This is a genomic window from Echinicola arenosa, from assembly GCF_014841125.1.
Taxonomy (GTDB): domain Bacteria; phylum Bacteroidota; class Bacteroidia; order Cytophagales; family Cyclobacteriaceae; genus Echinicola; species Echinicola arenosa.
On sequence record NZ_JACYTQ010000005.1, the window covers coordinates 191,273 to 205,612 of the forward strand.

Genomic DNA, 14,340 nt, shown 5'->3' on the forward strand with positions numbered 1-14,340 from the left:
TTTGATTATAAATATACTATTTACCACGCTTTACAGCCTCTATTAAGCAATTTACCTCTTGGCACATAAGTTGGATTTTAACTATCAGAATTATTTAACTGATTAACACAAATCGATACTACCATGGCTAATTATAATCAAGAAATCATTTACAACCGAGGTTATCAGCATAACCCGGTCATCCCGGATTTGTTCTCTTTATCCGAACTTGTCTCGATAGACAAATTACAGAACGGCTTATTCAACATTCATATTGACAGCTCTACCAAATGGGCCAAAAGAGCATTTGATATTTTCTTCTCAGGTTTGGTCTTGTTGCTGGGACTTCCCATCTATTTGTTGATTGCAGTCATCACCAAAACCAGTTCCAAAGGGCCCATATTTTATACGCAAGAAAGAATTGGGGAGAACGGCATACCGTTTCAGATGATCAAATTCAGAAGTATGCGAACAGATGCCGAAAAAGATGGACCGCAAACCACCTCTAACCAAGACCCTAGAATTACCAAATGGGGTAACTTCATGAGAAAAACCCATTTGGATGAATTGCCCCAATTCTGGAACGTGCTGAAGGGAGATATGGCCATCGTTGGGCCAAGGCCAGAACGAGAGCACTTTATCAATCAAATTGTCAGCATTTCCCCCAGTTACAAAAAACTTCAGGGAATCAAACCCGGGATTACTTCTATTGGTCAGGTTTACTATGGGTATGCCGAAACAGTAGACCAGATGGTAGAAAGAATGAAATATGATCTGCTCTATTTAACCGGAGTGAACCTAAAAACTGACTTGAATATTATCTACCAGACGGTAAAAGTAATGGCCAATGGTAAAGGCCAGTAAGTACCCCTTATCGCTTGACTAAAAACTGATTATTAAAACATTAAAACACCAACCACCAATTTTTCTAATCAGTTAAATGCCGAAATTTCTTGACATAGGTTTCGGCATTTTTTTGAGCATACGGGAAAGTGGACAACCAGTATAATAGGCTTAAACCGAAAAAAGCTATCCTTAAAAAGGATAGCTTTTTTCGTCATAAAATTATTTACTAATCAAATCAAATGAGGAGAAGGTACGTCTTACCTAGGTCCCACATATGTATAATGCTCTACAAACGTACACCTAAGAGCCCCGTTTTGGATCATATAGTAGCTGACGTCAATGGTCTTTTCATCTGCAGAAACCTCCACAAATTTATTGACACCATCAGGGTTCAAAGCAGCTTCTCGACCATTGCCAGCAGGCTGTCCATAATAATTGACCACACCGGATACATTGTCACTGTCATCGAATTGGAAGATGGCCGCATAACTACCATAATAACTCAAGCCTGAACCGGTATTGAACACATATCCTAAACCACCTAATGCATAGTCATATCTAGCTACAGTGTTAGCCGATTGAGTCTGTAACTCTACTTCATATGGGTAATATCCATAGAATGCGGCATTGTTTACGTCAACGAATTCTCCAGTTACCTCATAGATGCCATCATATTTGTTCTTCGCTACCACTGCATAAATCGCCGTATTGAAGTTGCCACTGATCATACCATAAGAAGAATTGGTAATGGTCAAAGGAAGGGCATAGCTTTTGGAGAAGTCAAATTGACTGGTCTTTAAGGTAACAGTTTTGGTCACCTGACGCTGACCAGCAGGAATCGTCACGCTCATGCCATCTATGGTGTAAAGATCTGAAGGAAGCACTTCAAAAGAAGTCCCTTGATCTTCATTATAAGCATCCAAAGCTGCTTCGTCCACTTCAAAGTCCACTACGATATCCGTTGGATTATCATGGGCACCAGAATAACTGATAATAAGTTCCAACTCCACCGCATCTACTGCATCAAAAGAGGAGATATAAAGCGGATGAACACTCCCAGGGGCAGCAATGGCCCCGATGTCGAAAAACTCGACAACGTTCTCTACCTGATCTGGATCGAAAAGCGGGTCCTCGTCCAAACAAGACGTCAAACCAAGCAACATCAATCCAAAAACTGCCAGTTTATTTATATGTTTTTTCATAATACTTTCTTATTTAATGATTATTGACCTTGCCAGAAAATCGTGTTCACAAATTGATCCATACCTGTAGGTACATTGTTAGGGTTCAACTGGAACTCTGTATCTGGATACAAGAACCTAACAGGCAGTTTATCTGCTCTCGTTGAAGTGGACAAAATAGAAGCAAAGGTTTCTGAAGCTACGCTAGAACCGTTTACAATCGCCGGATAAGCTGTTCTTCTAAATTCAGCCCAAGCTTCCTGACCATGGATGAAGTTCAAGGCTATATACTTTTGAGTGATAATCGCTTCCAATCTTTCCTCATCAGTAGCCGCCAAATCATACACCACCAAGTAATTGTCTGGATTGTCTGCTTTATACGTTTCAAAATCCGCAACAGGGTCCATCCCTGCCCTTACTTCTCCAGAAGCTTCTTTATACAGGTATCTGTAAGAAGCAATCACCCCTTCTTCAAAAGCCGCGGCATCATCGCCAGAAATATAACCTTTCATATAAGCTTCCGCCTGTAACAAATAGCTCTCAGCTGCCAGCATCATGGGCACTCCAGCTGTTCTGGATTTTAATAAACCAATGGTATTGCTGGCGTTAACGCCAGTTCCTTCACCCACATACCAAGATGTTTGGTTAGAAAGGGCTGCAGGGTTATCCGTTAGGTTACCCAACTGACCTCTAGGGGTACCTGTAGGAAATTCTCTGTATACTGCCGCTCCACGACCTTGATCAAGAATCTTGTTACCATTATAGAAAGAGTACACATAGGTGCTAGGAATAGCAGATCTGCCGCTTCCAGATAAAGAGCCGGATGCATTGGTGTGATAAGTCTCCCAATAAGGGTTTTGCTTGCCTGAAGAAGCAATGTATCCTGGATTTACCATCGCATCTTCTTCCAAGAAACCAATACCGGTATCGATAGAAGCCAAAGCACTGGTAGCGAAGCTATTGCCTTCATCAGAAGAAGCCAATCTGATCAATACCCTTAACTTCAATGTGTTGGCAAATTTAGCCCACTCATCCACATCACCACCAAACATCACATCACCATTACCCATTGGCTGTGCTACGGTTGAATTAGCGAATACATCAATAGCGGCATCCAACTGTGCCACAAAGTCTTGATAAATGCTTACCTGATCATCATAACCTGGTGTAACATTGGCACTTCCTTGAAGTCCCTCCGTATAAGGTAAGTCTCCAAATACGTCTACTAACATTTGGAAGTCATACACCTTCATCACTTTAGCTACTGCATTATAGTAACCCAATTCTGGAAAATCAGCTGTTGATTCTTCGATATACTGGTAGTTGTTCAAATCATCATACGTGGACTCCCAGGTACCTGCATAAGATCCAGTGGTAAAGTTATAAGTAACAGTAGAGCCCCATCCACCATAACCACCAGCATTGGCAGTATAGCCTACGATCCAGCCGGCACTGGTATTAAAGCTTCTTGTTAAACTGGCAGTTCTTGTCAGCGCATTTGGCAGCACCAACTCTGGAGTGGCTGAAGTCGCCCTGTTTGGATCTACATTGTCTCCCAAAAACTCACTGCATGAGCTTAGGGCAATTAAAGACAATAGAAATAATGTATTGAATATTCTTTTCATCTCAACTCAATTAAAATGTTAGTGAAATTGATGCACCATAGAACCTGGTTGGAGGCGTATTCGCCAAGGTCACAATACCAATGGCATTTCCATCATTGAAGTTAAATTCTGGATCGGTGTACACATTTGACTTTGGCGTAAAGATCAAGAGGTTTCTACCTTGCGCCGTAACGGTTGCACTTTGGATAAAGCTCACTTTGTCCATGATAGACGATGGAATATTATAAGAAATCGCCACTTCTCTTAGCTTCCAATAATCGCCGGAAATCAAGTAGTTATCTGCAATATTTCTTCTATAAGAACCATCGGTCCAGAAACCAGCACCACCATCAGTAACGGTAATATTGGTATTTTCAATGTAAGAACCTGGGTTTTCAGGGTCTTCATATACGGAGTTTGGAATTACAAAACGCTCTCTGTTATAATAGGTCGTAGTAATACCAGATCCGGAGAAGTCAAATGAGCCTCCACCATTGTATAGGATTTTGTATCCACCACGGTATTCTGCCAAAGCATATATCCTGAAGCCTTTATACAAGAATTCTGCATTTAGTCCCAATCTGTGCTTAGGAACGGTATTGCCCAATTGCACCTGTCCCTCAGCAGCACTTGGATAACCCGTAGTAGCATCTACAATGATTCTTCCCTGCTCATCTCTTTCATAAGTAGTACCCATCAAAATTGGAAAAGATTCTCCTTCCACCGCATAAACTTGTGCCTGCCCTCCTGTGGATAACTGAAGACTTGGCAGGTCACTACTAATGGAAACTACCCAGTTATCATTATAGGTATAGTTAGCACCCAAATTGATCTGGGTATTGTTTCTTTCAAAGACAACCACATTCAAGTTGGTTTCAATACCTCTGTTGGCCACCTCTCCAGTATTTTGCAGATAACTTGAGAAACCTGTTGCTCTTGAAACAAATGTAGGAATGGTCTGGTCTACAGTTCTGGTATCGTACCAGGTAAAGCTACCGTTGATTTTATTGGCCAAGATTTCAAAGTCTACACCAAATTCAATCGCTGTGGTCATTTCAGGCCTCAAGCTTGATTGAACCAGGGTATTATCTACGGTATAACCAGACAAGGATCCATAAGGGAACCCATCTGAAGGACTGAATGTAGGCATCAACTGATAAGCACCAAAGTTAGTGGAGTTACCCAAGTTTACCTGACCTACTTTAGACCAGCCTCCTCTTAATTTCAGCAAGTTTAATTCAGAGATATCCTTGAGGGCCTGAATGGCCTCAGTCGCTACAAATGAAGCTGAAGTGGATGGATAGAAGAAGGAACGGTTATCCGGATCAAGGATGGAAACCCAGTCGTTTCTGCCTGTTGCTTCCAAGAACAAGAAATCTTTATAGGCAATCTTCAAACGACCGAATACGCCTACTTGGCTCGCCTCATAATTGGCTTCACTGGCACCTGGCTCACCTACCCTGTTGGATACATTGTACAATCCAGGGATCACCAAGCCATTGGCTGAAACACCAACGGACTTGTACCGGTTTCTTCTCAAACTTTGTCCCAACAACAAATCAAAGAACCAGTCATCACCCACCGCTTTCCTCATATTGATCAAGAAGTCAGTATTGATCTGAGTGGAGAAACCTGAGCCATCAGATACCGAACCGGCTATATCTGTTTTGGCGGCAGAAATATCTTTGGTATAGTCCGTAAAGGTGAATTTACCCGTGGTATTCTTATTATAGAAAGAACGGTTAGAGATACCTGCCCTATAAGTAAAGTCCAACCACTGAAGCGGCTTGTACTTAAACTCAATGTTCCCTACGATATAATCATTGCCCGCAATCTGACGGTTATTGTCAATGGTAAAGTAAGGGTTATCGTAATACTCGTTATAATAGCCATTAGGATTGGCAAAAGGATCATTTTTCCAGTCCTTATAATCCGTAAATGGAATATGCGCTGGTGTTTGAAGGATTTGATCGAACATCCCTGCAGTAGCCGTAGTACGATCATACCTGTTCTGCACATAGTTGGTTGAATAGCTCATGTTCAAATTCTTACCAAAATCTTTCGTGCCATTGAAACGAACGGAAGCTCTTTTGTAATTGTCTCCAGGAGTAGTACCATCATTATTCAAGTACTGTGCAGAGAAGAAGTTGGTAGAGCTTTCACCGCCACCAGAGATAGACACATCTGTTTGGTTGGTAATCCCCAAATCCCAGAAGTTATCCTTGGCATCTGTAGGAGAATAAGGAACAGTTTGGATAGAACCATCTTCCAAAGGCTTACCGATTTCCACCATTGATCCGTCGAAGCGAGGACCATATTGCTGGTTTTCATAAGGTACATATTGGTGAGGGTAGCCACCTGCATAACCAGATCCAAAGGACTTCTGGATTTCAGGATAGAAGCTCACCTGCTCCAAATTCACTGTATGACCTACTTGAATATTGGTTTCACCAGCTTTACCTTTTTTGGTCACCACGATCAAGGCACCGTTGGATGCAGCGGAACCATAAAGGGCAGCAGCATTGGAACCGTTCAAAACGGTGATCTCCTGGATATCTTCTGGATTAAGGTTCCCCAGAATGGAGTTTGGTACAATCACGTTATCCACGACCACCAAGGCTTCGTTGTTACCCGTCAAGGATCTCATACCTCTCAATACTACCCTAACATTAGGGTTTACACCACTTCCGGTGGTATTGATCTGAAGACCTGCTACCTTGCCTGTCAAACCAGAAGCCACGTTCATGGCCTTTCCTTGGGTAACGGACCTGGTTTCGATACTGGTAGCATTATAACCCATCTCAATTCTTCTGGATTCAACACCAGCAGCACCGGTTACCACTACTTCACTTAAACTTTGAACATCTGCATTGAGTACCACATTGATGGTAGATTGGCTTCCCAAAGGAATTTCTTTGGAAGTGGTACCGATAAAACTGAAGACCAACACAGAACCGCCTTCAGGAACTTTTAGGGTGTACTGACCATCGATGTCAGTAGCGGTACCGACGGTGGTACCTTTAACCAAGATAGAGGCCCCGGGGATGGGGGTTCCATCTTCTCCGGAGGTAACCGTTCCGGAAACGGTGCGGGTCTGCCCAAAAGACACGGCAGTCACCATCAGAGCCAGAAGCCCTAACAATAAAACTTTCTTCATAATGATTTAATTTTGGTTTAACAATTCCCAATTTAAATCAAGAACTTCCAAAAATGCAAATAGCCTATCATATAATAACATTTAAAAAAATACACTTTTGAAACTTTCAGTAATTTATATGTCATTACAATAAATTATATTTTACAAAAACAAAATAAACATACTTATTGAATTGAAAAAAAGTTAAAAAAAGTTAACAATTAAAATGATATATTAATTAACCATTCAAATCAACTAAATATAGTGAGAATAAGATGATAGGAATATTCTCCGCTCATCCTATACATTTCTAATCGTATATAACAAAACTAAACTCACATAAACTAAAAATAAAATATTGAGTTTCTTAATTAATTCAATATTTAATAAAAAATTATTAGAATAAATCAGAATTATGTAAAACCAATTGATTTACTATTTTATAAAAACTCCCTCGATTCTTTGTCAATAATTTATAAATATCAATTGAAACCTATATTTAAGTTAAAATCAATAAATATTTAATAATGGGATAAAAAATAAACCTGATTATTAAAACATAGCATTTTTCAGCATGATATTCTTAACAAAACAAACTAAGTCATTAAGTACAATGATATTTATTTATTACAATAAATATTAGTAAAATACAATTAAAATATCGTAAACTATCAAGTAGTATATTTTTTTGTTTTAAAATATAAAACTTTCGATTGAGTTAATCGACCATCCTAGATACACTCACCTCGCCCATCTTTTGAAATAGTAACAAACGCAGATTACTCCCCATAACCCAAAACAAAAAAGCTGGACATTTGCCCAGCTTTCCTTTATCAGTTGTTGTACTTTAGCAATTGATTTAAGGGTATTTCAGCTCAAAGGATTCAAAAGTCCCACCCTCTTCTCCTTTCACAAAGATTCCCGGCTTGACACCCCACTGCCAAAACTCCAAAAAATCTCCAACTACCTCAGTTGCTCCTTGCTGGTCTATAGCGATGTCCAGCCACTCCCCTTCAGCTTCTTGATAAGCAAAGCTCACCTTATGACCTTCCTCCACTTTGGCTTTTAACACTATATCTTCACTTGACATTAATTGTACTGATGCCAGTTCTTGCCATTCACCATTTCTTACTTCAAAAACACCCAACTTACCACCTTGAAGCCCTAAACCAATACTGCTATCATGTGTCCCATAAATGAGAATGCCCTTTATTACATCAGGCTGACTTTTTAACTTGGTCCTGACTTCATAACTTGGCCTCTTAGGGATAACAGACAATGCCATATCAATGGGACTGTTTTGGTGCTTGGCCTTTCCACCCAAATATAACATACCATCCCTGACTTCAGTTGCTGGTAAGAAGCTGGCCAGATCCCAACGCCAAAATTGCTCCAATCGGTCCTGATCAAATTCATCCTGGATTCCAGAAAGCTCTTGATCCTTCGCTGGCCCTTCCATCAAGTCCAATGTTTTAAAATAAGGCCATCCGGTGTTTTCATCCCAACTCAATGGACTTAATAACCCTGATCTGCCCATATAGGGGAAACCTTCCTTTTGATAGGCATGATACAGGTAATACCATTCCTCATTACTGGTCATGACGGGCGTTCCATGACCGGGACATTTCCAATCCCCAAAATCTGTCAATATGGGGTTACCGGCATATTTCTCCCAAGGACCTTCCATTTGTTTGGCCCGGGCTACTCCTACCTTATAATCACAGCCACCTCCACAACAGGCCGCACCGGAATAGAGCAAATACAAATCCCCTCCATGCTGGACTATGGATTGCCCTTCGATACCTCCTCGCTCCCAAGTTTCCGCTTCAGCGGTGACCACCTCAAACACTTCCCCCTCCAACTGCAATCCATTATCTGATAATTTGGATCCCAAAATCTGAATCGGCTTATCCGGGTTTAAGCCATAAGCTTTCCAGGTAACATAGAGCTGCCCCTCCACCTCATTGACAAAGGCATCTATACTCTCCGAACCCCATTCGATCAAAACACCATGATCTTCAAAACCTTGGCTAATATCCTGGGTACTGGCCACGCCGATACAGGAAATTCCATCCTTCCTCTTGGCCGTATAGTAACAATAAAAAGTACCATCCTTATAATACAGCTCTGGTGCCCAAAAACTTCCCATTGTCCAATCCGGAGCTTCCATAAACACATAGGTTTCAAATTCCCAATTCTCCAGATCCGCAGAAGAATAAATGGGGTAAATGGGCGCCCAATCATTGGAAGTACCACAGGCATAATAGGTATCCCCTACCTGGATCACTGAGGGGTCCGGAAACTCACCACGGATGACAGGGTTCTCTATTGGTAGTTTGGAAGCTTGATCAACTTGATCTTGTTGCTTATTTCCGCTACAGCCCCAAACGAGTGTTAACAATAAAAATAAAATAGGTTTGTTCATAGGTTTATCGATTTAGTGACTAAATATAGGGAGATTAATGGAAATATCACACCTTAAATAATAAGCTTGGATCATCCTTCCATACCCGGTTTATTATTGATAAACTAAAAATGAAAGCCATAACTCTATCGTGGTGGCTGTTGGAGAGTACAACTACCAAAGCCCTTGTTACCTCTCTTCAGGTTTCTAGTTCTAAATAGCTTTATCTACAAATAGCATCAACAATATGTTTGTTAAACAAACTTAATTTAGTTTATTAAACAAACATTTATTATTTTAGTATAGATTAAACCGGATATAATTATGAACTATTTATTGGTATTGAACACTGGGAAAAGAGTTGAAAGCAGAATTCAAAAAGCGAAGTACCTTTTAGGAGAACAAATCGGTCCATTCCCAAGCCTAAATAGCAAAGCTCATATGACTTTAATGGCAATTTCAACTTCAGCTTCATATGCCGAAAAAATTTTCGATGATTTGAGCAAGCAGCTTATGAATTTTCCTTCCTACGCTGTTAATTTCTCTGGAATTGCTGTCTGGGAACATCAAAAAGTGATCTATGCATGCCCAAGTCAAGAAGAAACCCTAGGTCTTGGAAGTCAAGTTGCGATGATCGTATCTAAGTATCCTGGAGTCAAGGTTTTTCACTCCCTTCGAAAAGGAAACGGAACGGCCCATACCACTATTGCACGTGGATTGACTCCATGGCAATTTGAGGTAGCCAAAAACTGGTTATTGCCTATCCCTTTTGAAGACAGCTTTAAGGTCAAGGAAATAGTGGTTCTCAAAAAGGTGAATCCACAGGATCCTTGGGAAAAATTCAAGATTTTAAAATTGAAAGATCATTGAGTAGGCATAAAAAAGTCCGAGGATTGAACTTCCTCGGACTTTTTCCCTCTTCAATTCAACCTCACATTCGAACGATCCTTGAACTGACTCCTAATACAAAAAATATATCTAATTCCCCCCACCCTGGTCATGGCAAGTCTTTAGGGATCTTTCGAGTATTTCGTTGGACTGATTTATCCTTTCTTCATAATAACCGGCTAGTTCCTCTGTCCTCATCTCGTACAAACCCAAGACTGTTGCTTTTTCTTGGTCTCTCGACTCCTCCAACAACTCCATTACCTGGTCACCATATACTTGAAGGATCAAACGCCCTTGCACAGCATACATCACTGCATAATAGCGCATAGTTTGTCCCAGTACCACGCTAAATCCATCCATTTTATTGATTAGACCGAAAAGGCGGTTAACTACATTCCGTAATTCTTCTTCTTGGCTTTCGTAATGGGTATCAAACAAAGATAATCGAGTAGTAAAGCGCTCATCTGCTTCTCTTACCCGACGGCCGTAATTCTCATCTAAAACCGCAATGACCGAATCTCGCTGATGGTCTAGCGACATTATTTTATTATCATAGGCCTGATTAGCAGCATCAGAACATGCATCAGTCAAAGCTGTTATTCGAAAATTACTCAGCTCTTCCCAAATGCCCTCTGTGGAACCTCCTACCATTTTAAGTCGGTTTCCCTCTCCTGCCCCCTCACCTAAAGTCATACTTGGCAACACAGCCAACACCTCCTCAGGCGCCTGATCCAAAGCAGAGATCAGTTCATCATAAGCTTCATCCAATTCTTGATCTAGGTCCAGTATTCTCTCCAATCCAGCCGCATCTATACTGTTTGCAGCGCTTTTGAACTCTGCAGAAAGACCATCTGAAAAATTAAAAACAAGATCAAGATTGGAACTGGTCTGAGCATTGATTTCAGCTTCGGAATTGGCCGTCTCCAAGTTGGTTATTGCTGCCAGGGTAAGTGGTGAGTTTTCAATCCCCCCAATATTTGGTTCTATCACCTCTGGGTCTGGATCTTCCACAACCGGTATATCCGTCACAGCTTCGAATTTTTTACTTTGATAATCATAAGGATCCAAAGTTTCCAGATCTTTCTTGCCACAACTGGTCCACAGCAACACAATCAAGGTCAAGGAAAATATGGAATAGTACGGTTTGATGAGTGTTATTTTCATAATCCATGCATTTATATCGAATGTTATTTTGGTCAGTAGGATAATTACTTTTACTACAGTTGGGTTCAAAGATACTTTTACAATCTGCAAAAGATCAAAACCACTAAACCGAAGAGTAGATCAGCACACTTCAATTACCAATTGCTTCTGATGAAATGGCCATTATATTGTCGGGTGATATCACCAAGCTTGGGCATACCAAGTCTAAAGTTCCTGTTCACCAATTGATCCCCATTGTAATTATATTCCCAGCGAAACTCCTCTGTGGTCCTCAGCTCCACTTTTTTACCCCTTAAAATTTTCCCTGGAAATAGCGGAAAGGCAAATTGAAACCCAACAGTATTCCCATTGTTGGAGGACGAGACAAACAAACCAATGTCTACATTACCAAACTGTTTGATCATACCCAGCCTGGCACCTAAGTCATTGTACAGAAACCTACCTCCAGTCAATCTAATGCTGACATCTTCTATTGGAGTTCGATATTCCAAATCTCCCAGAAGTAATAAATCTTCCATAGGACCAGTATTAAATCTCTCCCCTTGAACAAAATATTCCCCCGTAAAGGCCACTTCCAGACCAAGGCTCCACCGTCCATTGAGTGGTGCCCATCGGTATTGAAAGTCAATACCATAGCGGTCTGAAAAATAGGTTCCTGCACTGACCATCGCATAATGGTCGTTTTTCATATGATTGAAGTAAGTCAACTGGCTAGGTGCCCAGCGAGGCTTGAGATCCTGACCATCCAAGGAGTTCTGTATAGGAATCAACAATCCTGTCTGAACACTCAACCCAGGTAATAAGTATACCCTTGTATCCAGTATGATATTTGTCTTTGCCCTCACAGGCTGTTCATAATTACCAAAACGAGCTGAAACATCAGGAACAATTCGAAAATGGAAACGATAAGCCCCAATTTGATTTTGAGACCTATAGAAATCATACTCAGCAGAATTCAAGGAACGGGCTTCAGTTCCATCTCCTTTGTATATACCCATAGGTCGGTTATGATATAAAGGGATAAAGAACATTTTTTTCTTTGTAATGTTTCCCATTACTCTTTGGGCATATTCCATGCTGTGGATAGGGTTTCTAAAGTTCCTGTGCTCAAAATAAACCTTGAGACTATCTTCTGACTCTACAATATGAACCTGCTCAAACCCATGCTCAAATAGCTGGGTACTCCACAAAGCTGTAAGGTCTTGACTTTGCGCATGGAGTAACTTTCCCAACAGCATCAAACAACTTAGCAAGCCTAAAAAATATTTAAACATGTCTCGCTTTATTTACTTTTCCTCAATGTTTGGGCTAGACGCTAGACAAGATGGTAATAGTTACTGAAGCAAGCTTGTCACTACAGAATATAGAACCAACTTTTGCATTGAATCTTTACTCTTACAAAAGTGTCACAGAACAAAGTCAAACCTCCTATCTCAATACCACTCACTGAAATTATAGGTAAGATATATCCCTACCTCAATTCCATTGATATCTACTTGATAGTCCTGAGGAGCTTGCCCCACCTCACTAGCATACAACTGATTGTATGAGCCCATATTGTACCGTCCTTCAAAAGCCAAGCCCAAAGTACTGCTCAACACAATCTCAAGACCTCCCTTTAGATGCAAGCCAAAACTCCCCCCTTCGAATGTATTAGTCTCAATACTTCCATCCCCATCTGAGGCCACTCTTTCTACTTTATTTTTGATATAATATCGATTTGCTCCTGCTCCAATAGAAGCATTAAGCTTATCATCCACCAAATCATCAAAATTATACACTAGTCCAAGTGAAAAGGGAACAATAAGCTGTTTATTTTTCAATGACAACACTGGTCCTCCAATCACTTGCTCTTCCCCTTCGAATTTGGCCAACCAAAGTGCCAATCGCGTATCCAATGCCAATCCTCCTGCTATACCAAGCTCCACACTTAAGGTCGGCATTAAGCTTCCTTTTGTAAAATCCCCATTCATATCTTCATTTCCTAAAAAGAAGCGCTCATCCAAATCTCCATAAGACCTGTTCCAATAGGACACCCCTATCCCTAAATGGTTGAACTCTATCTGTGCTACTGCTGGATTAAAAAAAATGGCAGTAAAAACGAAAATCAAACCAAATAATGCAATGTATTTTTTCATCTCATTGATCTATTAATTACTGAAATCTTCACAATTTTCTATCAGAAATCTATTTTAAATATGCTTCTATAAAGGATGAAGCCCCAAACTTCACATGAAGCATAAATAATCGAGCATCAATGGAATGAATTTGGTCATCCTCCCTTTTCATATTTTCTCAACTCCTTGGGCTTAAAATCGAGAGAAAAATTTCCAGCTAAGGAAAATGCCCATGACTTACCTTCAAAACTGTATACCTGAACATGCAACCATTCTTTTACTTTGGCAAAAACACCTACATTGTAAGTACTGGAATTATATTCAAACATAAGTCCCGCGAAATCAACCGGTTGGTAAGTCACCCCATAAAAAACGCCCACTAAATACTGATAGTCTTTTTCCGAGTACTCCTTCTTTTTCACCCAACGCAAATCCGTACTTTTTCCTAACCTTTCTTGCTTTACAAGAATATAGGGAGACCCATAGCCCCCAGTGAAGGACAGCTTCCCTATTTTTGTTTCAAAACTCTTGGTCAAAGCCAAATAGTCATGGCCAAGATCGGGTGCTTCTGACCCCGGTGGAGTAATTCCTATCACGATACCTGGCCATTTTTCAGTTTCTTTGTGCAACCTAAACCTTACATCCAGTTGCCTGTCCCCTATGCCCACACTTTCTTTACGCTTTGGCCTATAGCAAATGGTAAAGTTCACATCCATCCATTTGGTAAGCCCTGCCCTTACATTATAAAAATTAAGTGTATTTGTGGTGACGGGATCTATAGGTTGGGCATTTATGGAGTAACCATACTCTTGAGGAACATAACCAAAAGAAAAACCCAGCTCCCTTTCTCCAAACCACGCTCCAGAAGGAATTGTCATCAGTCCTGGTTTTCCCATGAGATTCACTTGAGCAGCTGCAAATCCAGCAGACGCCATTAGAAGCACCAAAAAAAAGAATTTTAAACTTTTCAAGCTTTTTTTACTTCACATTGACCGATGTGCTTAAAACCATTTACTGCAGC

10 protein-coding genes are annotated in these 14,340 nt (G+C 40.6%); 2 read left to right on the forward strand and 8 right to left on the reverse strand.

The window, feature by feature from the left end; all coding sequences use genetic code 11:
• Window positions 1–123 precede the first annotated feature (123 nt).
• A complete protein-coding gene (locus tag IFO69_RS14920) occupies window positions 124–843 on the forward strand; it encodes a sugar transferase (RefSeq protein ID WP_192010927.1) in 720 nt (239 codons plus the stop codon).
• A gap of 239 nt (window positions 844–1,082) precedes the next feature.
• Here the strand turns inward: IFO69_RS14920 and IFO69_RS14925 are convergent, their stop codons facing one another.
• The 4 genes from IFO69_RS14925 to IFO69_RS14940 all read right to left on the reverse strand — a co-directional run bounded on the left by IFO69_RS14925 (window position 1,083) and on the right by IFO69_RS14940 (window position 9,171).
• Window positions 1,083–2,027, reverse strand: a complete 945-nt coding sequence (locus IFO69_RS14925; protein ID WP_192010928.1) for a DUF1735 domain-containing protein — start codon at window positions 2,025–2,027, stop codon at window positions 1,083–1,085.
• 20 nt (window positions 2,028–2,047) lie between these two features.
• Window positions 2,048–3,631, reverse strand: a complete 1,584-nt coding sequence (locus tag IFO69_RS14930) for a SusD/RagB family nutrient-binding outer membrane lipoprotein (protein WP_192010929.1) — start codon at window positions 3,629–3,631, stop codon at window positions 2,048–2,050.
• Between the two features lie 10 nt (window positions 3,632–3,641).
• Window positions 3,642–6,767 carry a SusC/RagA family TonB-linked outer membrane protein gene (locus tag IFO69_RS14935; RefSeq protein ID WP_192010930.1) on the reverse strand — a complete coding sequence of 1,042 codons (3,126 nt, stop codon included), beginning with the start codon at window positions 6,765–6,767 and terminating at the stop codon, window positions 3,642–3,644.
• An 838-nt stretch (window positions 6,768–7,605) separates the two neighbouring features.
• On the reverse strand, window positions 7,606–9,171 hold the full coding sequence (locus IFO69_RS14940) for a glycoside hydrolase family 43 protein (protein ID WP_192010931.1): 1,566 nt from the start codon (window positions 9,169–9,171) through the stop codon (window positions 7,606–7,608).
• Window positions 9,172–9,474: 303 nt separating this feature from the next.
• Between IFO69_RS14940 and IFO69_RS14945 the strand changes: the two genes are divergently transcribed.
• Window positions 9,475–10,020, forward strand: coding sequence for a 2'-5' RNA ligase family protein (locus tag IFO69_RS14945; protein WP_192010932.1), 546 nt, complete (start codon window positions 9,475–9,477; stop codon window positions 10,018–10,020).
• Window positions 10,021–10,128: 108 nt separating this feature from the next.
• Here IFO69_RS14945 and IFO69_RS14950 read toward each other — a convergent pair whose 3' ends face one another.
• From IFO69_RS14950 to IFO69_RS14965, 4 genes are all read right to left on the reverse strand, one after another.
• A complete protein-coding gene (locus tag IFO69_RS14950) occupies window positions 10,129–11,202 on the reverse strand; it encodes a hypothetical protein (protein ID WP_192010933.1) in 1,074 nt (357 codons plus the stop codon).
• 134 nt (window positions 11,203–11,336) lie between these two features.
• Window positions 11,337–12,476 carry a YjbH domain-containing protein gene (locus IFO69_RS14955; protein ID WP_192010934.1) on the reverse strand — a complete coding sequence of 380 codons (1,140 nt, stop codon included), beginning with the start codon at window positions 12,474–12,476 and terminating at the stop codon, window positions 11,337–11,339.
• A 159-nt stretch (window positions 12,477–12,635) separates the two neighbouring features.
• The gene (locus tag IFO69_RS14960; RefSeq protein WP_192010935.1) at window positions 12,636–13,340 is read right to left on the reverse strand and encodes an outer membrane beta-barrel protein; all 705 of its coding nucleotides are present in this window, start codon (window positions 13,338–13,340) and stop codon (window positions 12,636–12,638) included.
• 134 nt (window positions 13,341–13,474) lie between these two features.
• On the reverse strand, window positions 13,475–14,290 hold the full coding sequence (locus IFO69_RS14965) for a YjbH domain-containing protein (protein WP_192010936.1): 816 nt from the start codon (window positions 14,288–14,290) through the stop codon (window positions 13,475–13,477).
• Between the last annotated feature and the right edge of the window lie 50 nt (window positions 14,291–14,340).

What these genes read in the sequence shown, in the direction of transcription:
- IFO69_RS14920 (WP_192010927.1), top strand. Translation starts at nt 124, where the DNA reads ATGGCTAATTATAATCAAGAAATCATTTACAACCGAGGTTATCAGCAT.
- IFO69_RS14935 (WP_192010930.1), bottom strand. Translation starts at nt 6,767, where the DNA reads ATGAAGAAAGTTTTATTGTTAGGGCTTCTGGCTCTGATGGTGACTGCC.
- IFO69_RS14940 (WP_192010931.1), bottom strand. Translation starts at nt 9,171, where the DNA reads ATGAACAAACCTATTTTATTTTTATTGTTAACACTCGTTTGGGGCTGT.
- IFO69_RS14950 (WP_192010933.1), bottom strand. Translation starts at nt 11,202, where the DNA reads ATGAAAATAACACTCATCAAACCGTACTATTCCATATTTTCCTTGACC.
- IFO69_RS14925 (WP_192010928.1), bottom strand. Translation starts at nt 2,027, where the DNA reads ATGAAAAAACATATAAATAAACTGGCAGTTTTTGGATTGATGTTGCTT.
- IFO69_RS14960 (WP_192010935.1), bottom strand. Translation starts at nt 13,340, where the DNA reads ATGAAAAAATACATTGCATTATTTGGTTTGATTTTCGTTTTTACTGCC.
- IFO69_RS14945 (WP_192010932.1), top strand. Translation starts at nt 9,475, where the DNA reads ATGAACTATTTATTGGTATTGAACACTGGGAAAAGAGTTGAAAGCAGA.
- IFO69_RS14930 (WP_192010929.1), bottom strand. Translation starts at nt 3,631, where the DNA reads ATGAAAAGAATATTCAATACATTATTTCTATTGTCTTTAATTGCCCTA.
- IFO69_RS14955 (WP_192010934.1), bottom strand. Translation starts at nt 12,476, where the DNA reads ATGTTTAAATATTTTTTAGGCTTGCTAAGTTGTTTGATGCTGTTGGGA.